The 18,295-nt window shown below is 39.0% G+C and carries 15 protein-coding genes; 3 read left to right on the forward strand and 12 right to left on the reverse strand.

Annotated features, from left to right (window positions below; all coding sequences use genetic code 11):
- Positions 1-63 precede the first annotated feature (63 nt).
- The 4 genes from L0668_RS07135 to L0668_RS07150 all read right to left on the reverse strand — a co-directional run bounded on the left by L0668_RS07135 (position 64) and on the right by L0668_RS07150 (position 5,213).
- Positions 64-2,151, reverse strand: coding sequence for a TonB-dependent receptor plug domain-containing protein (locus L0668_RS07135; protein WP_235311406.1), 2,088 nt, complete (start codon positions 2,149-2,151; stop codon positions 64-66).
- Between the two features lie 140 nt (positions 2,152-2,291).
- Positions 2,292-3,551 carry a sensor histidine kinase gene (locus L0668_RS07140; RefSeq protein ID WP_235311407.1) on the reverse strand — a complete coding sequence of 420 codons (1,260 nt, stop codon included), beginning with the start codon at positions 3,549-3,551 and terminating at the stop codon, positions 2,292-2,294.
- Positions 3,551-4,231: a response regulator transcription factor gene (locus tag L0668_RS20880; protein WP_235311408.1), complete on the reverse strand. Its 681-nt coding sequence runs from the start codon at positions 4,229-4,231 to the stop codon at positions 3,551-3,553. The genes L0668_RS07140 and L0668_RS20880 overlap by 1 nt, the downstream gene beginning before the upstream one ends.
- Before the next feature lie 217 nt (positions 4,232-4,448).
- The gene (locus tag L0668_RS07150; RefSeq protein WP_235311409.1) at positions 4,449-5,213 is read right to left on the reverse strand and encodes a SapC family protein; all 765 of its coding nucleotides are present in this window, start codon (positions 5,211-5,213) and stop codon (positions 4,449-4,451) included.
- A 409-nt stretch (positions 5,214-5,622) separates the two neighbouring features.
- Here L0668_RS07150 and L0668_RS07155 point away from each other — a divergent pair, with 409 nt between their 5' ends.
- Entirely contained in the window at positions 5,623-6,801 is a 1,179-nt protein-coding gene (locus tag L0668_RS07155) for a dipeptidase (RefSeq protein WP_235311698.1), read from the forward strand.
- Positions 6,802-6,927: 126 nt separating this feature from the next.
- Here the strand turns inward: L0668_RS07155 and dapF are convergent, their stop codons facing one another.
- Positions 6,928-7,752 carry a diaminopimelate epimerase gene (gene dapF / locus L0668_RS07160; protein ID WP_235311410.1) on the reverse strand — a complete coding sequence of 275 codons (825 nt, stop codon included), beginning with the start codon at positions 7,750-7,752 and terminating at the stop codon, positions 6,928-6,930.
- A gap of 191 nt (positions 7,753-7,943) precedes the next feature.
- On the opposite strand from dapF, the gene L0668_RS07165 reads away from it, so the two are divergent.
- Positions 7,944-8,093 (forward strand): hypothetical protein, encoded by a 150-nt coding sequence (locus L0668_RS07165; RefSeq protein ID WP_235311411.1) that lies wholly within the window; start codon positions 7,944-7,946, stop codon positions 8,091-8,093.
- A gap of 250 nt (positions 8,094-8,343) precedes the next feature.
- On the opposite strand, the gene L0668_RS07170 is transcribed toward L0668_RS07165, so the two are convergent.
- From L0668_RS07170 to L0668_RS07195, 6 genes are all read right to left on the reverse strand, one after another.
- The gene (locus tag L0668_RS07170) at positions 8,344-9,105 is read right to left on the reverse strand and encodes a PEP-CTERM sorting domain-containing protein (RefSeq protein ID WP_235311412.1); all 762 of its coding nucleotides are present in this window, start codon (positions 9,103-9,105) and stop codon (positions 8,344-8,346) included.
- 262 nt (positions 9,106-9,367) lie between these two features.
- On the reverse strand, positions 9,368-10,405 hold the full coding sequence (locus tag L0668_RS07175) for an alkaline phosphatase D family protein (RefSeq protein WP_235311413.1): 1,038 nt from the start codon (positions 10,403-10,405) through the stop codon (positions 9,368-9,370).
- A gap of 8 nt (positions 10,406-10,413) precedes the next feature.
- Positions 10,414-11,532, reverse strand: coding sequence for an alkaline phosphatase family protein (locus tag L0668_RS07180; RefSeq protein ID WP_235311414.1), 1,119 nt, complete (start codon positions 11,530-11,532; stop codon positions 10,414-10,416).
- 80 nt (positions 11,533-11,612) lie between these two features.
- A complete protein-coding gene (locus L0668_RS07185) occupies positions 11,613-13,940 on the reverse strand; it encodes a TonB-dependent receptor (RefSeq protein WP_235311415.1) in 2,328 nt (775 codons plus the stop codon).
- A gap of 188 nt (positions 13,941-14,128) precedes the next feature.
- Positions 14,129-14,494 carry a ribonuclease E inhibitor RraB gene (rraB, locus tag L0668_RS07190; RefSeq protein ID WP_235311416.1) on the reverse strand — a complete coding sequence of 122 codons (366 nt, stop codon included), beginning with the start codon at positions 14,492-14,494 and terminating at the stop codon, positions 14,129-14,131.
- A gap of 9 nt (positions 14,495-14,503) precedes the next feature.
- A complete protein-coding gene (locus L0668_RS07195; protein ID WP_235311417.1) occupies positions 14,504-15,223 on the reverse strand; it encodes a 1-acylglycerol-3-phosphate O-acyltransferase in 720 nt (239 codons plus the stop codon).
- A gap of 164 nt (positions 15,224-15,387) precedes the next feature.
- Here L0668_RS07195 and L0668_RS07200 point away from each other — a divergent pair, with 164 nt between their 5' ends.
- The gene (locus tag L0668_RS07200) at positions 15,388-16,527 is read left to right on the forward strand and encodes an HD domain-containing phosphohydrolase (protein WP_235311418.1); all 1,140 of its coding nucleotides are present in this window, start codon (positions 15,388-15,390) and stop codon (positions 16,525-16,527) included.
- Between the two features lie 75 nt (positions 16,528-16,602).
- Here L0668_RS07200 and L0668_RS07205 read toward each other — a convergent pair whose 3' ends face one another.
- Entirely contained in the window at positions 16,603-18,162 is a 1,560-nt protein-coding gene (locus tag L0668_RS07205) for a sulfatase family protein (RefSeq protein WP_235311419.1), read from the reverse strand.
- Positions 18,163-18,295: the final 133 nt, after the last annotated feature.

Raw genomic sequence — 18,295 nt, forward strand, 5'->3', positions numbered from 1 at the left:
ATCATAATGGAAACCAGCCTTACAATTTAACCTAAAACATTGGTTTTAGATACTAGAGCTGTTTTAAAAACGAATCGACACACCTAATCCGGGAAACATCTCATCAGGGAATTCATAATCAGGAATAAAATCACTGTAATCCGCGTTCCACTCTTCTTCTTGTAAACGTTCATTTCCTAACAAGTTCAAGATATCTAAATAGGCATTAACTGGCACACCAAATACATTTGTATAATAGTCCACTCGCACGTCAATTCTATGTCCTGCTGAACGTCTTAATGCATTAAATTCACCGTAGGTAGGCTGATAAAATATAGGTTCATCAGAAACGTTAGCTGGATCATCAGCATCTGAATAAACCGGTGTCGCACCTATTATATCGGTGTAGCGCCTACCACTTCGATAAGTCCACTTGATCCCAAAGTGCCAGTTGTCGTTCCATTGATATTTAGCGACTAAGTTGGCTATTACAGGAATATCAAACTCGTAATTGATGACTTGGTCATTAGCGCCATTTTTACGTTCGGATTTTGTGTAAGCCAATGAAAACCATCCATACCAATTATCCACCAAAGACTTATTAATAAACAACTCTGCGCCTACCGCTTCGCCCTCACCTTTGTCACTAAAACCTACATCCTCAGGGTTTTGTGTTTGTAAAGATAAGGGAATAGGCAAATTCTTTAGCGTTTTGTAGTACAGATCCAGTTTCCAATCCCAACCGCCTTGCAAAGATTGCTCATAGGCGATGCCAGCCATAGTGGCTTCGCTTAAGGAAAGTTCGGGATTACCAAATACCGGACTCAACAAATCAGTATCACGAAACCATTGATGGTATTGTCCGGCAGATAAACGTAAACGTTGATCTGCCGCTAACTGATAGCTAGCCGCCACCCTTGGTTCTATTTGAGTTTGGTCGGTAAAGTCATCTCGACTGACTGCTAAGGTAAAGGTAGCATCCCAATGTTTAGAAAGTGGCACGGCCCAATCAGAGAAAACCGCCATGGAGGTCACGTCCAAATCCACTTTATCTTCTACAATTGGAAATAGCGCACTCGATTGGCAAGTTGAAAATTCTGCAACACAAGTCACCAACCGACTCCTGTTGGTATGCTTCAAGGACTGCTGGCGATAATGCCCTCCCCAACTCAATTCACCTAACCCTAATTGCCCAAAAGATAGATCTGTGACTGTTTTCCATTTGAATAAGGATTCTGTATTTTGTGACACACTTTGTTCCACTATTCCTTCACCTATGTCTACTTCGGTATCCAATATATTCAGCGCCAAGATGGTGTCACCTAATCCTGACTGGTTTTCTAGTAACACCCCCACATTATCGTATTTTGAAGTAAAGCCTTCGCCACTGGCTAAATCTGGGTTTCTTTGTACTTCTCGTGAGCCAGGTTTAAACTCAATTCGAGCAATATCTTCGGCTCCCGTGGCAACTAATCTTAGGGTATTATTTGAGTTAATATCCCACACCAACTTTGCTTGATAATCGTGGTTTCTGGGGGGCGTTGAAAACACAAAGTCTTCATCTTCGGTAATGTCATCAATAAAGTGATGCACTAAAGATTCTCGATAGGATGCATAAAATGCGATGTTTTCAGAGATAGGCGATTCAATTAACAGCCCAGATCGAATTTGACTCAAATCTAGAATAAGATTGGTTTGCTCGAATGAGGGATCCCGTAATTGGGTTTTAATCACCCCGCCAATAGAATCATTGTATTGCCCAGACCAACTAGAGGTATACAAATCAAAGGTTTCAATCAACTCGGGATTAAACACACTTAACCCTTCCCGATGAAATACATACCCAACTGGCAAAAAGTCACTTTCGTATTGATTATCACCTGGGGAACTCCCGCGAATGGCAGGTTGCGCAATAGGCCCGCCACTTGACGGCAATGCCAACACCACTCCAGGCAGTGCATCTAATGCTTTAAGAGGATCGCCAAATCCCCCCGGCATGGTGGTTATTTGATCTGAGGAAATATGAATACCTTGAGGTCGAGTAGATATGACTTCAATTTTTTCAACTTCTACTGTCGCTGATATTTTACCTGTATCTTGAGGCGCTACCTGTGCTACTGCATCCAGCGCCCCAACACTTAATATTACACTTACCCATTTACTGTTTTTCATATTCAAACCCTTTGTTAAATCCTAGGGTTAGCTTGCCTGCTTAGTTGTCAACTAAGTGGCAATTAGCTGTGAAGCAAATGTGAAATGCCAAAAATAATTAATAACGACTGTGATAAATTAAAAAAGTAATAAACTAGGCCCTAAAACCGAATAGTCACCTGCACGTCTTCATCTTGAACACAAAACTCAAACCGCCAGCCCACGCGTTTGCATATTTGTTTGACTATATCTAGCCCTAAACCAAAGTGTTTGCTTTTTAATGCTTGTATGTTTTTATTTTGAGTATTGCTAATTGACAGCTGCTTTGTAGTTAACTGTAAAACTAAACTTTTTTCTTGGCCATGCTCCAAAGCATTACGAATTAGGTTACTTAGCAAGATCCGAAACAATATGTCTGGACAATATAATTTTATGTGCGGCTGTATGTCGCAGGCTATCTCATTACCTTGTAAACTAGGATGGCCAGCAAGATCCTCTATTACTCTTTGTATTTCTAGATCGGCTTGAATCGCCTCCTCTGTCGGCCACTTTTCTCTTCCCAACCATAAAATAGCGTGAATAATGGACTCTAACTCACTACATGCACGTTTTAATTTGGCGATATGATGGGAAAAGTCTATCGCATCTTGTTCATTTGTGAGCTGATTATTTCGTAGTACCATCATATCTAAAGTACTACGAATAACAGTAATAGGCGTGCGTAACTCATGGCTAATATTGCGGGTCACTTTTCTCTCGCGTTTTACATATTTAGCTAAGCGATCACTCAACTCATCTAACGAACACGCCAAAACACGTAAATCGCTCCTTTCAAACTGCTCAGAAAAATGACTTGGTTGTCCATCGAAGTCCCAGCTATCCACGTTGTTTATTAAACGTTGTAGTGGATGCAATAAATGTCGGCGTAACAACCATATAGACACTAAGCCCAACAAAGCGATGATAAACAAATAACTCAGCAAAAAACCTAAGGTTTTATCTAACAATAATAAAACATCATCAGGCTCAGACACCTGTGATACAAATATTATTCGCTGCTCGTTTACTGCCACAATCAATACTTGTAATTCCTGTTCCAACTCAGAGATTTGGCCTTGATCGATAATATGTAAGCCTAATGGCAGTTTTTCTACACTCGCAGACACATTTTTAGGCAACGGCTGTGACGCTAAATACACACTAAAAGATGGGGTGTTGGCATGTGTGTAATTAGGATTCTTTTGGTAAGCCCATATAAAATCATTAGCCAGTTGAGTTAACAAAGCTGAGTGCAACACCTCTTGCCCAGCCAAAAAGCTTTTCACTACAAAAATTAAACCGACAATCAACTGTAAAGTAAAAAAAGCCAATAATAAACGAGTAAAAATGCGCCTCATAGAAGATGTACTAGCCCTAGTCATTATTCAACTACCAACCTAAAACCTAATCCATGCACGGTTTCTATCCACTCCCCACTAACCACTTCTTTAATTGACTTTCTAAGAGCAAACATATGGCTACGCAAGGCATCACTGGCTGGAGGAAGATCTCCCCACAACGCACGTTCAATTTCCTGTCGGTTGACTAAATCCGGATAATTTTGCGCCAACAATTTAAATATTTTAAACCCTGTCTGGGTGACTTTTAATGCCTCGTCTTGATAAAAAATCTGCATTCTGGATGAGTCTACACGCCATTCACCTACCACCAACTTATTAGTTATATTACCATAGGCACGCCTAGCTAACGCAGAGATCCGCAATTCGACCTCCTGTAAATCAAAAGGTTTAGTTAAGTAATCATCACCACCAAAACTAAAACCTTCCACTTTATCTTCTAAAGTATCTCTTGCAGTTAAAAATAGAATAGGCACGGATAAGTTGAGGGTTTGCCGGATCTTACGAGCCAAAGTAAAACCATCCATACCCGGTAACATCACATCTAAACACAACAAGTCATAATGATTATGGGTTAACAATTGATAGGCACGTTGGCCAGAATGGATAGAATCCACCTCATGTCCACATTGCTCTAGATAAGTCACTAGGTTTTCTGCTATGTCCCGATTATCTTCCACAATTAAAATACTTAACGATTGCACTCATCCTTCCTTACGTAACGAGATATTGATCAAAATCATAGTGACATTTAAGGGTTTATACCACTCTAGAGATTTAGCGCGAGTATAAATCAAGGAATGTGAATCAAGTGTGAAATGCTGGGTGACAGCACTATAAGTAAATCAATAAAAAACCCGCCATAAAAAATTAAGGCGGGTTTCTTTTAGTTAATTAAATAGCTAGTAAGCTAACTATAGATTATTCAGCTTTGGCAGCTTCTTCTTCAGGCTTTTCAACTTGAAGCCTTAAACCTTGTACTGGATTTTCAGAATCTGATGTCAATTGCACAATACGATTTAATTGACCTAGAGACATAAGAATTGCATAAATAGCACCTAAGTATCCTGCTTTATGCAACTCAAGAATAGCTTCATCACTTAATGCTTTTAAACGCGTTTCGTTTATGGTTTTCATGCCATTCACGTTACGTTGTTGACCATTCACATATTTAGCTTGGATTACAATTGGATCCAATAGATCTAACTCAACAATTTTCTTAACGAAGTTTTGCGTAGCCATTTCGCTGTTAGCTAAATCAGACAACAACTGCTGACGATTTTCTAAGAACGGGCTTGGCTCGCCAGTTTCAGTGAATAACATCTCACCTTCTTCACCGCCAACTAAATCACTGTTTTCGTCGATGAAAACACCTAATTTTTCGCCGTCTGGACGTACATCAAATGGGTAACGTTGTACGTTTAATGGCACAACATGACCAGCCCATTTGTTGTCTTTCATGAACAAGTTCACGCCTTGCTCTATGCCTAACATGGCAACTGTATGAGTATTATTACTTGCTGGATCAGTAATAAATACAATTGGCATACAACTAGCTATTTGGGCATATTCAAGAATTGAAGCCGCTGCAATATGAGCTTGTTTAGCATGAGCAAATTCATTGCTTAGCTTAACTCGAGTGGCTTTATGTTTTTCTTTGTCTAGTGGAACGTAACTCATTGTCATTGAAATATTCTCTATATTATTTTTTAACTCGATATCAAGTCATGTGTCAATTTCGACTAACTAATTTAATCGAAATAATTGCGTTGTGAAAGTAATCTGGGGACTAAGCGTTAATATTCAATACATCATATTCAAAATGTTAAAAAAAAGTTAGGGCGTGAGTGTTTAACGTACGATTTTCATTGAATTTGTATGCATTTACTTTTCAACGTCAATCTATAAACTGGACAGGGGTTATGGTCTTGGGTGTATTGTTTTACAGCTGTGAACAGTATTTATACACCTAAGGTTAAAAGCCATAAATTTCATATCGAACAGACATTCCTATAAAGGTTTGCTGATTGACTTAACTATTAAACTAGCGGGGAAAACTATGCCTTTTAATACAAAGTTAACTAAAACACTTTCTATGGCCAGTGTGTGTTTAATTAGTGTATTAACAACGAGCCAAACACATGGCATAGAAGTATCAGATAAAGCACACAAATTGGCGCAGGACAATATTATTGTAGATACCCACATAGATGTACCTTATCGCTTAAACCAAAAATGGCAAGATGTCACTAAAGCCACAGAGGGTGGAGATTTTGATTACCCTAGAGCAAAGCAAGGCGGCTTAAATGCGCCCTTTATGTCTATTTATATTCCAGCCAGTTTAGACAATTCAGCTAATTCAACAAAACTAGCAGATAAACTTATCGATTACATGGAAGCTTTAGTGGGTAGAGCCCCAGATAAATTTGCCATTGCCAAAAGTGTTGCTGACGTCAAACAACAATTTAGTAAAGGTTTGATTTCATTACCTTTAGGTATGGAAAATGGCTCGCCTATTCAGGAAGATTTAGCTAACTTACATCACTTTTATGACAGAGGAATTCGTTACATCACCTTAGCTCATTCTCAAAGTAATCATATTTCAGACTCATCTTACGACCTGCGTCGTCAGTGGAAAGGCCTTAGTCCGTTTGGTAAGGAACTCATTGTGGAAATGAACAAATTAGGCGTGATGGTGGATATTTCTCATGTGTCTGATGCTGCCTTCTATCAGGCGATTGAGATCAGTAAAACGCCTGTTATTGCTTCACACTCTTCATTACGTGAATTTACCCCTGGGTTTGAACGTAATATGGACAATGACATGATCAAAGCCCTAGGTAAGAATGGTGGGGTTATTCAAATTAACTTTGGTTCAACTTTTGTGACTAAACGAGCTAATGCGTGGAGCAAAAAGCGCAGTGCCGAGCAAAAATTAATTGAAGAAAAATTTGGCAAAGACAGTGCACAGGCTAAAAACTTTAGCGCTGCGTTTAGTGAAAAGAACCCTTTACCTTATGCCACCTTAAACAGTGTGTTAGATCACATTGATCATGTAGTTGAATTAATTGGCATAGATCACGTGGGTATTGGCTCTGACTATGACGGTGTAGGTGACTCATTACCTACTGATTTGAAAGATGTCTCTACTTATCCAAACCTCATTCAAGGCCTATTAAATCGCGGCTACAGCGACCAAGATATTATCAAAATTTTAAATGGTAACTTGTTAAGAGTTTGGCAACAAAACGAAGATTACGCAGCCAAGCACTAGAAGCTGTTATACCAATTACAGTAAATAATGAATCTAAAAAATAGCCGCATTAATTTGCGGCTTTTTTATAGCTCAGTATTTTTTATAAACGATAACAAGGCCTATCAGAAAACTTAGTAAGAGAGCCTATAAAAAGGCTTCAGCAGCAATACTTCCCTCACCAATTTTACACACTGCACCTTGCATGGTAGCTAGCATATTTTGGTCGATACGAATGTTTATCACGCCACCTGGCATATTAACTTTGATTTTTGGCTCACATAAACCCAAGCCATAAGCTACCGCAGCGGCGGCTGTGCTACTACTGCCCGAGGCCAAGGTATAACCTGCGCCTCGCTCCCAAATTTCAATTTGAATGGTATTTTTGTCAATCACCTTCAAAAATTGCACATTGGTACGATTTTCAAACCTGGCTTCATGTTCAATCATAGGACCATAAGCGTAGGTTTGGTCGGTATTTAAATGATCCACAGGGATCACAAAATGGGGATTGCCTACACTAGCCCGATAACCTTCAAATGTCGCATCATCGAGTTGGATAGATTCCTTCTGGATAGCTACCTCATGATCATTCCCATGGGTATAACGCACTTTCCCCATATCAACTGTGACACTTCTACCTTTTTCATCAACTTTCGCCTGAACTTGTCCGCCTTTAGTTTCGATACTAAAGGTCTTATCGTTGACCAGCTTGCCATCCCACAGATAACGAGCAAAAATCCGTAAGCCATTGCCACTTTTTTCAGCTTCCCCCCCGTCTGGATTAAATATTCGTAATTTAAAATCACTAGTTGCGCTGGCCTCTGGGCCAAACAATATACCATCAGAACCAATGCCATAATGCCTATCACAAATGATTTTAATTTCGTTTTCAGTTAATTCCCGACCTAGGTCTGTTGGATCAATCACAATATAGTCGTTGCCCAAGGCATGGTATTTAGTAAATTTCATGGTCTGTGCTTATCGCTGTTTGCTAAGTTCAATTCTACTAATCATTGTATAACTTCTGATTTACCCTTGCCTAGGAGCTATTGACCATTGGTGTATAAATTTTATATCTATTCGAATCTTTCAACACTTACTCAATACTTACAGAGATTTAGTTAAATCTGACAGTCGTAACTAAAAAATTAGCTAATACTGTGAATACGGAATGTAGGGTTAAGTTAGATAATATATTTTTTAAGGTTAACGGTTTTAGTGTTGTTTTATCTGGTTGTGGAGGAGGTAGCTCATCAAGCCCAGCAGCTACCACACCACCAACTATTAGAGATGGCACTGGTAGCGAATAAGAGCCGTTTACGGTTATTACATTACCAAAAGTACCCCCTATGTTTTAGCCTGTTTTAGTGGCCCCCCAGATAATTGTTTTAATGTGTGCCCAGTAGCAATGTAAATTAGCATTAATGTTGCTTGGCAACTATACAATTTAGAATAACGTACTTGTATCTAAGGTAAATAGAAGGGATAAACGTGACTTAAGGGCATGAATAACAGAAATTGGTGCGTATGTAAGGCATACGCACCACACAAGAGAATATCTTATTTTTTAATTTTACGGCGGAATGCCAAACCAGCTAATCCAAGACCTAATACAGCTAATGAAGCTGGCTCTGGCACTGGGTTTGCACCTGGATTTGGTGGATTAGGGATGGATACACATTGCGGTAAGGTTGGATCCTGAACACATACATCAACGGCTTCTTGACCAATACCAAACGTAAAGTTATCCCATGTTGTAATGCCACCAGGATCTGTTCCACCAACTCTCAAAGCAGATACAAATACATTTGGATCAAACACCACACCAAAAAACTCTGAATGAGTAGAGCCAGTAGAAGAACTAAAACTAAATAAAGTTTCAACTCCAGTATCAGCATCAGTTAAGGTTAGCTCCATACCGCCACCGTCATTATCATAAACATCAAAACCGACAGCATTAACTGGTGATGCAAAGTCAACGTCAAAGCTAATCAATGACGCACCACTACGATTTCCCCCAATAGCTGGAGCAGAGCCAAGAGAGTTCGAACCACTAATACTAATTGAACTGCCATTACCTGTATTAGTATAGGTATTACCAGCTGCGGTATTAATTCCTGTGGCTCCAGTACCAGTCGCACCGTCAATCGTGTCAACAGTAAAAGAGAATAAACTTGCTTCCCAAGCTGCTCGTGCTTCGGCTAATGTCATAGTGACGCCGTTATTTAAGACACTAGAACCTTGAAATGTCATAATTGCGCCGTTACTCGCTGCAGAAGTAGACAAAGCTACAGCTGCAATAATTGGTTTAAGTAATTTCATTAATATATTTCCTTTATAATTAAATTCTTATTTTTTGTAGCATGCTGTAACTAGCATTAATCGCACCAAAATTATAACTATTTAATTTTTATAACTTTTATTATTTTACTTTGATTAATGTGTAAAAATTTCTGACAAATACCTTTAGCTGGTTATGAAAAATTAACCACATACAGAGTAGAGGACAGGGCAGCGCACTCTAATCAGTTAAAGTACTTTAAATAAAAAGCAAACGAGCCTTTAACTCTGAGTAAAAGAGCTATTAAAGTTCAATTTTAGTATTCATTATCATTTGGCCATTTACATCTTTAATACTCATCATGATTGTGGTGTTCTCTTTAACCAAAACTTCAACAACCCCATAGTTTGCTTGACTATAACTTTCACCCACTCTGTGTTTATTTGGGCTGACTTGTTTCCATTCTTCGGTTAAGCCAGATGCGGTCATTTCCCATAAAGTTTGATTGCTTTTACGCTTGAACTTACTAAGTTCACTCCAATGAGTATCCCCGCTGACAATCACTAAATTATCTATTTTGTACTCATCTAATAAATCTAAAAATCGCTGCCTTTCTCGCGGAAAATTAGCCCAAGATTCCCATCCAGTAAATTCAGGTAAAAGCTGTAAACTTGAGGCCATAATTCGAATATCGGCTGGCTGCTGTAGCTGTTTTTCAAGCCATTGCCATTGGGACTCGCCTAACATAGAGGCTAACTTATCTTGCTGCGGCTCGTAAGGGCCTAGATTTTTTGGTGCTTTACTGGTTAGATAAGTTTGTTTGTCCACTGATTTTAGCTTAGTTCTATTCCAGCGTAGATCAGGCAAAATCACTTGTATACGCATAGGTGCTTGGCCAAAAATATAGCTAGTGTATATGCCGTCAGGTCGGGTACGCCTCAAGCTATTTGAAGGCTCTTTAAAAAAATCGAGCATGATTTGCCGTGACTTTTCTTTTGGCGGATATTCAAGACCCGCATCGTTTTCGCCAAAGTCATGATCATCCCAAATGCCTATCATGGGAGTGTTGACTAACATGGTTTGCATACCAGGTTTTTGCCACTGTTTGCTATACTTGGCCTGTAACTCGGCCATATCTTCGGTATCGCCGTATACGTTATCACCTAGCAACACCAACAAATCTGCTTGTTCAGCGTTCATTGCGTGCCAAATTGGCTGCTCTTTGTCTTGATGTAAACAAGAGCCAAACAAAATCTTAAATGGCTGATTACCTTTTGAAATAGCGGCTGAAGAAGTGAATAAAAATAAACTGCACAATAATAAAGTAAATATTCTTAACATTGGGCGACTTACCTTTTAATTACGGATAAAGGTTTACCCATGTCTTTTGCATATGACGGATATTCAAAATCCAACAACTGCAAAGCAGTGGCGGCTACTTGGTTAAGCTGATGGTTTTCGCCACCAGACACCTCCCCCTTGTTTTTGATATTAGGTCCTATTGCGGCAAACCAAACTTGCTCGGCTCCCACTATGCCTTCAGGATATTTATTTAAGCCGTTAAGGTAACCTTTTACGGCTTTAGGGCTAGCATGATGCTGCCAAGTTTCAGCATTTTCACCACGGCCATGATCGACAGTAATAACTAGGTTGGTATTATTTTTATACTGAGGAATTTGTTGTAACTGTTGCCATAAATTTTCAATAATTTGGTCGCTTCTTCTAGCGCCTTTTAAATACTCTGGATAATTTCCTTGATGGGCGTAATCGTCGGTTTCACCTAAGGCTAAATAAATTACTTTTGGCAAATGTGCATCTATGTATTCAAAGGCAAAGCCAGAAGTAAAAGCGTCTAGTCTAACGTTATGCCAAGGACTAGGTATCTGTTTTTGTAACTGATTTAACCATTTTGCTTTTTCAGACAAGTTAGGCCAATTGGCAGATTCAAAACCTGCATTAATCGGTAAACCACTTCTTCCACGGTTAATAATGGCGGGGAACACATCCCAACTGCCAAAGGCTGCCACTTTACCTTGATAACTTGGTTGTTGGTTAAGCCATTCTAAAATGGTCACATTAGGGTTGGGAATAGCCTTATTTGAATCAATATTTGGATCAGCTTTACCCGTTAATAGTTCGTTGTAACCTGGGTACGAAAACCACATGTCGTTAGTTAAAGACATGTTTGAATTAAGATCGCGATTACCCAATAGAATGCCGTTTTTGGCTATGCTATCCCACAAAAAAGGCATGAGTTTTGATCGTTTTATTTGTTTAGTTTCACCGCCAAATTCTACTGTTAGCTGTTCTTTTTGTTTTTTAAAGTCTGCTAAATTCAACACATCATCTTGGTATCCACGAAACACTTCTTGCCACCGTAAGCCGTCAATACTGACTATCACTAGGTTATCTGCAGCAAAAATTTTTGTACTGGCCAAGGTGACAAACATTATGAATAAATATTTCATGGTTCTCTTCTTTTTCTTTTAAAGGTAGATATAAAAAAGGCGAGCTTTTGCCCGCCTCAGATAAGATAAACTTAATTCAATTAGAATTTAGCCGTTACATTGATTGCTGCAGTGCGAGGTGCGCCAATCCAAGCGGATTGACCTGCAATACCACCTAAGTAACTTTCGTCAAACATGTTATTTACTGTAAGACGTACTTCTAAACCTTGAATACCTTTTACCGGTGAATCCACCGCTACACCTGCATATAAATCAGTCACAAAATAAGCATCAGCAATTTGGGTATTAGCTGAATCGATAAAACGTTCACCTACCCATTTAGTAGACAAACCTGCGAAACGTGTGTCTTTTTGCCAATCAAGCGATACAACCGTCATATTCTCTACTGAACCAAACACTGTATTTCCAGCAGGGAAACCAATTGAGCCTTCAGTATATTCAGAATCATTATGGGTAAAGGCACCATAAACTGAAATAGTATCAGTTAAGCTAATTGTTAAAGAGGCTTCAACACCGGTCGACTCAATACCACCTACGTTGACATAACTACCGTTAGTGCCGATTAGGTAATCAATACCATCTGGCGAGTCAGGTGCTATAAAGGTTAAGCGGTCTTCGAAAGTAATACTGTAGTAAGTTAGACTAGCGTTGACACTTTGCGATACAAAACGCAAACCTAAGTCGACGTTTTCTGCTGACTCAGGCGTAACTAAATCTAGGGTTGAAGCATCACGCTCTAATACCGTGTCTTTGATTGCGGCAAAATTTTCAGCATAACCAGCAAACAACTCTAATCCGTCTACCGGCATAGGCACAACCACACCAGCGGTAATTAACAGGTCAGAATCTGAAGAAACTTTGGCCGCATTATTTGCATCAAAGTTATCCACGCGCTCTAAATCTACTAAGAACTTTTTAGCGCCAAGACGCAGGTTAGCAAATCCCATGTCTAATTCATTTTCTAAATACAACATAGTGGTTTCAACTGGGAAAGTACGTTCGTATTGAACCCAATATGGTGTCTGGTCAAATTCAGCACTGGTGCGAGAGTCTAAAATTTTATGCCAATCACGAGATTCTTCGCGATTATAATCTTCATACCAAATGCCACCTCTAAGGGTGTTGTCCATGTCATTGAATTGGGTAAAGTAGGCAAAATCAGCGTTAAAGCCAACACGCTCTTTTTCATAATGAGTATGACGATAAGAGCCAACTGGCACAGCGCCAGCCGCGTAACAAGCTGGGTCGAAATGGGCATCTGCACCACCATATGGGAAAGTAATCGAGCTTTCACAACCAGCTATTGGTTCAACCGCCATACCCGCTTTATCTACAAAATATAATTGTCCAATGGCTGCACCGCCATATACAGTTGAACCAGTGGTTAATTCTGAGTGCGGAGCGTTAGTGCCATCGGCTTTTACATCAACAACATATTGCGGAACCCAGTCACCACGGCCTTCGTTATTGTGATAATAAAGATTGGCATTTAGCTCTAAGTTGTCACCTTTGTACTCGGCTGACACATAACCAAATAAGTTTTCACGTAAGGTTGACCAAGCTTGACGATAAACTTGGTCAACATAAGGAATGCCTACCCACTCACCTAATAAACCATCTGAGTCAGGATTTTGTTCAAATCCAGCCAAACTTACACGCTGATAGTTATCTTCGTGAGTATCATCCCAAGAAGCATAAGCCGTGACTTCAACATCGCCTACTAAGCTAACCACTTTAGCGGCTAAATGATCACGAGTATTTTCCGCTGTGCCCGTTATCCAATCACTATTTTGGCTATTTGATACACTGACCCAAGCGTAAGTATCTTTAGCTATTTCGCCGGTATCGTATCTAACGAAGAATTTTTGTGCATCAAAATTGCCCTGCGACCAACTTAGCGTGGTTTGTTCAGTGTCGTTTGGGGCAATAGTGGTAAAGTTTAATGTACCACCTAAGGCTTCATTTGAACGTGATGCAATATCACCTGTACCTTGAGAGACTTCAACCGCGCCTAAGTTTTCAGTATCAATATAACGATTCGCTTTAGCACCACCACCATAGTTAGAATTACCATTAGCAATGCCATCAACTGTGATACCAATTTGTTGTTGATCTAAACTCAGTTGAAAACCACGAATTGATACAGTAGTAGACCAATCGTCAGAGCCAAAGGTATCACCTTCGTTAATTAACACACCAGGCAAGTTATCAATAACGGCCAATACACTAGTCAGGTTGCTTTGCTGCTTGACCATTTCATCAGACGTCATGTTATTGGCGTAAGAAACGCTTTTACCCACCACAGTGATGGCTTCCATTTGTGCTTCAGCTTCTTCAGCATTTACGAAGTTAACAGCAGCGCTCAAGGCAATAGATATGGCCAAAGCTAGTTTAGTTTTACAGTTCATTTGTGTTGTCCCATTAGGTTTTAGTAATGGGGCGATAATGTGCACTGGTTAGATGAAACTGACGTGTAACTTTATTGACACTTGGATGATGGTTTTAATACAGATTTAAGTCTTTTTTGTGACGTAACAAATTTTAGATGGTAGAAAGAACCTCCAGTTTAGACTAACTGGAGGAACAAATGACGAGACTATTCTTGCTCAATAAAATAAGTGCCCCAGCCGTCGTAATGTACTTTGTGTTTTTCAGCAACGGCAAACAATTTATCTGTATCTTGATTGATCAACAGTGGCTCTAACATGCGCTCTACTACTGCATCAAAACACCAGACTTCGCCACCATCGTCTAACTCTAACTCTTCAGCATCGCCTACTTCAAAACCTGCTTTAAATGCGTCAACCGCAGCTTTTTCTAGGGCTTCAAAATCAGTACTAGCAAAATGATATTCAATAATATGTGCTTGCGACACATCACTACCATCTTCTTTTAAGGCATCGATAGTTTCTTGATTAAATTCATACCATTCAACCAACTCTGGATTAATTTTTGTGCTCATATCTTTACCTTAATTAGCTCGATCAGTTAATTCTTGATTTAACTGGTTTATCTTGTTTTTCATTTTAGCATGGAAATGTTGTATATTTTCTTGTGTAGACAAATCTGAATGTAAACTTTCTGGTTCGCTCACATCAATGATAAGTGTGCCGTTTGACCAACGGTTAAGCTTAATTTTATTGTTTAATTCGCTCACGGCGACTACCACTAACTTTGCTTTGGTTGCTTTTGCGATTCGAAAAGCACCTGATTTAAACGGTAATAAACCGCGACCATAACTTCTTGTTCCTTCAGGAAAAAACCACACTGATAGTGAACGTTTTAACATTTTATGTGCAGTTTTTTTAAGAGTATCGCTAGAGCTTCCTTTATTTTTACGATCAATCAGAATATTACCCGACAACCAATAAAGCCAACCAAAAATTGGGATCCACACTAAGCTTTTCTTACCAACTGACACTGTGCCCTTTACGACCGCAGCACCTACAGTAATTAAATCAAAACTATTTTGATGATTAGCTATAAATACATAAGGCTCACCTGATTTAACACTTTGTGGCAATCTAAGGTCAATTTTAAGCCCTAAAAAATACGACATAGTAGAATACAATCTTGCCGCCATATACACATTATTGCGATGGAAAGGGCGCAAAATACACAAGCTTAATAAAACAATATTTATCAATAAAAAATATACAAATATCGTGACTATTCTAATTAAAGCAATCACAAAATATCCTATCAATGACTCAAGCGGCAGAGTATACGTGTTTTTCTATGATCTAAAAAACTAAGACTCACTGTTTAGCGAAATATTTATCTTAAAATCAATGAATAAATAAATATTTTAGCCGATACTAAACCAATAACCTTTTCTAAAAGACACTCAATTATATGCAAATATTTAAACATGAAGATCTAGATGAAGACATTCTCACCGACTTGTTGGAAGAAATTAACGAACTTTATGAAGCCAGTGAACAAGTATTAATTGAGTTAGAACTCAAACCTGAAGATAACGAATTACAACGATCTCTATTCCGCTCTATTCATACTATTAAAGGCGACTTAGGTTTAGTTAATTTTTCACCACTCATTCCACTATTACAATATTCAGAAGACCTTCTAGATTACTTGCGTAAAGGCCAAATTAAATACACCAGTAATATGAGTGATCTAGTTTTACTAATCATGGATAGAGTCAAAGTATTTGTACAAGGCTGTATTCAAAATGGACAAGCTGAATATGACGCAGAGCTATTTGCTAAACTAGTTGAGCAAATAAAACGTATCACCCCAGACAATCCAGATAAACATGAACGCCTATTAGGGGAGGCAGCGCAGTTATTAGATCCTAGCTTAGATATAGGTCTAGATGATGAACAAACAACAGAAGACAAACCTGTAGAAGCCCCAGCAAGTATTGCCACCACAGGCATTCCAAAATCCACTACAGACCAAGAACGTATAGATTTAGTATTCTTTCGCGAGTTAATGAAACCCATTGAAAAACGTTCCATGTACTGGGAAGGCCGTGGTGATCGCATTGCTAAACTTGCTGGTTACATTAATAAAATTGCAGGCTCTCCAGTCAACGAAGTGCAGTTAGCCGTTGCATGTTATATGCATGACTTTGGAATGGCATTTATGCCAGTAGATATATTGCATAAAAAAGAAAAATTAGCCGACAATGAATTTAATTTAATGCGTTCGCACGTATATAAAAGTGCTCGTTTATTAGAAAATTTAAACCAATGGAACGAAGCTCGCAAAATTGTCATGCAACATCACGAACGTATAGATGGTTCTGGATATCCACTTGGCCTCAAAGAGGATGACATATGTGATGGCGCTAAACTTCTGGCTATTTTAGACACCTTTGATGCCATCACTCACGCTAGAGCCCATGAAGGGCATCTACAACGCCCTAAGAAAAAAGCAGTGATTGAAATAAACCGCATAGCTAAAGGCCAATTCAGTACAAAATGGATGCAAGCCTTTAACTCAGGCATGGCAGCTGTGTTAACTAAATAATAACTGGATAGTGTCTATATACATTCCAAACTGGACATAACAAATAACTCTTTGTCCAGTTCATAAATTCACTAGTTAACGTGTTGTTTTTGCTTCCAGTTGCTGTAACTTAGCTTCCATTATTGCCACTCTATCTGCATATATAGAGGCCAGATTAGTTTGTTCACTCGGATCCTTTGCTAGGTTAAACAATTGAGGTTTACTTGATGTGCCAGTTTCTAATTGTTTACGCTGCCAAGTGTATTGTGCTCGTTTCTCACCGTTTATCATAGGACGTATGTATTTCCATTGTCCGTCTCGTAAACTTAAAGTTGCAGATTCTTCAGCTAGTTCTTGTCGCCCCCCTTTATCAGCATTTAACCAAGCTTGAGTGTGAATTTCGCTGTCAATGGCTTCGTTATCAGCTAAATCAATATCTAAGTAATTAGCTAAAGAAGCATAAATATCAATTTGACTCATTAGCGCATCACTCACGCCCGGTTTAACTTGATTTGGAAAATGTACAATAGTGGGCACTCGAGTACCTGCTTCATAGGCACTGTATTTACCACCACGATATATGCCGTTTGCTTGGTGTTCACCGACTAACTCAATAGCCCGGTCTTCATATCCATCAGATAAAACCGCACCATTGTCGCTGGTAAAGATAATAAGAGTGTTATCTAGCACACCTTTAGATTTAAGCTGATTAACCACTTGGCCTGTGATCCAATCCATTTGTACTATTGCATCCCCTCTTAACCCCATATCACTTTTACCTTGGAATTTTTTATTGGGTAAGCGAGGTACATGAATATCGTGGAAAGAGAAAAACAAGAAAAATGGCTTGTCAGAGTTATTAGCAATAAAGTTATTCGCTTTATTAGTAAAGACTTGATAAAAATTTTCATCTACCCATTCAGCACTCTTTCCGCCAGCCATCCAGCCCATGCGACTAATCCCATTAATAATCGTTTTGCTATGGCCATCGTCTGATGGTAATTGGCGCACTAACTCTGGATTTTCATTACCAGTAGGCCGATTTCCGATTTTATTTTTATAATTGACGCTGATAGGATCATCTTTGGATAAATTCAGTACGTGATGATTCTGCATATATACGGTTGGCACTCTGTCGCCCGTGGCAGGTAATAAAAAGCTATAATCAAACCCAATTTCCAAAGGTCCTGGTTTAATAGCTTGATTCCAATCCACATTGCCATTACCTAAACCTAAATGCCATTTACCGACCACGGCCGTTTTATATCCTGCTTTTTTAAGCATACGAGGTAAAGTTGGTTGGTCGATGCCAATTAATAGTGGCGCATCACCTTTTAAAATCCGCGCGTTTTTACGAAAAGCATGCTCACCGGCCAATAAAGAATAACGAGACGGCGTGCAAGTTGAGGCTGAGGTATGTGCGTCAGTAAAACGAATACCATTCTCGGCTAAGGCGTCTACATTAGGTGTTTCTACTCCCTTAGCCCCATAAACACCTAAATCTCCGTACCCCAAGTCATCTACATAAAAAATCACCACATTAGGTTTAGTTGCTAAAGCGGAGTTTGCTGGGGAGTCAGGTTGAGTTGGTTGTTCTATTTGACCACAGGCGCTTAATATAAAGGCGGATAACAGGCTAACTTTACAGAATTTCATGATCATAATTAATTTTTTATATTAGAAAGTGAATTGACTGGTCGCTTACTGAAACACTCATAGACCAACTTGGTGTATAACTGGCAATCAGTCTAGCCAACTTACACATAATTTACATTTAAACTATACATTT

This window comes from Paraglaciecola algarum, assembly GCF_021532655.1.
Taxonomy (GTDB): Bacteria; Pseudomonadota; Gammaproteobacteria; order Enterobacterales; family Alteromonadaceae; genus Paraglaciecola; species Paraglaciecola algarum.

Bases quoted from the DNA above. Each gene is read 5' to 3' on its own strand.
- L0668_RS07135 (WP_235311406.1), bottom strand. From the start codon at position 2,151: ATGAAAAACAGTAAATGGGTAAGTGTAATATTAAGTGTTGGGGCGCTG.
- L0668_RS07140 (WP_235311407.1), bottom strand. From the start codon at position 3,551: ATGACTAGGGCTAGTACATCTTCTATGAGGCGCATTTTTACTCGTTTA.
- L0668_RS07150 (WP_235311409.1), bottom strand. From the start codon at position 5,213: ATGACAATGAGTTACGTTCCACTAGACAAAGAAAAACATAAAGCCACT.
- L0668_RS07155 (WP_235311698.1), top strand. From the start codon at position 5,623: ATGGCCAGTGTGTGTTTAATTAGTGTATTAACAACGAGCCAAACACAT.
- dapF (WP_235311410.1), bottom strand. From the start codon at position 7,752: ATGAAATTTACTAAATACCATGCCTTGGGCAACGACTATATTGTGATT.
- L0668_RS07170 (WP_235311412.1), bottom strand. From the start codon at position 9,105: ATGAAATTACTTAAACCAATTATTGCAGCTGTAGCTTTGTCTACTTCT.
- L0668_RS07175 (WP_235311413.1), bottom strand. From the start codon at position 10,405: ATGTTAAGAATATTTACTTTATTATTGTGCAGTTTATTTTTATTCACT.
- L0668_RS07180 (WP_235311414.1), bottom strand. From the start codon at position 11,532: ATGAAATATTTATTCATAATGTTTGTCACCTTGGCCAGTACAAAAATT.
- L0668_RS07185 (WP_235311415.1), bottom strand. From the start codon at position 13,940: ATGAACTGTAAAACTAAACTAGCTTTGGCCATATCTATTGCCTTGAGC.
- rraB (WP_235311416.1), bottom strand. From the start codon at position 14,494: ATGAGCACAAAAATTAATCCAGAGTTGGTTGAATGGTATGAATTTAAT.
- L0668_RS07200 (WP_235311418.1), top strand. From the start codon at position 15,388: ATGCAAATATTTAAACATGAAGATCTAGATGAAGACATTCTCACCGAC.
- L0668_RS07205 (WP_235311419.1), bottom strand. From the start codon at position 18,162: ATGAAATTCTGTAAAGTTAGCCTGTTATCCGCCTTTATATTAAGCGCC.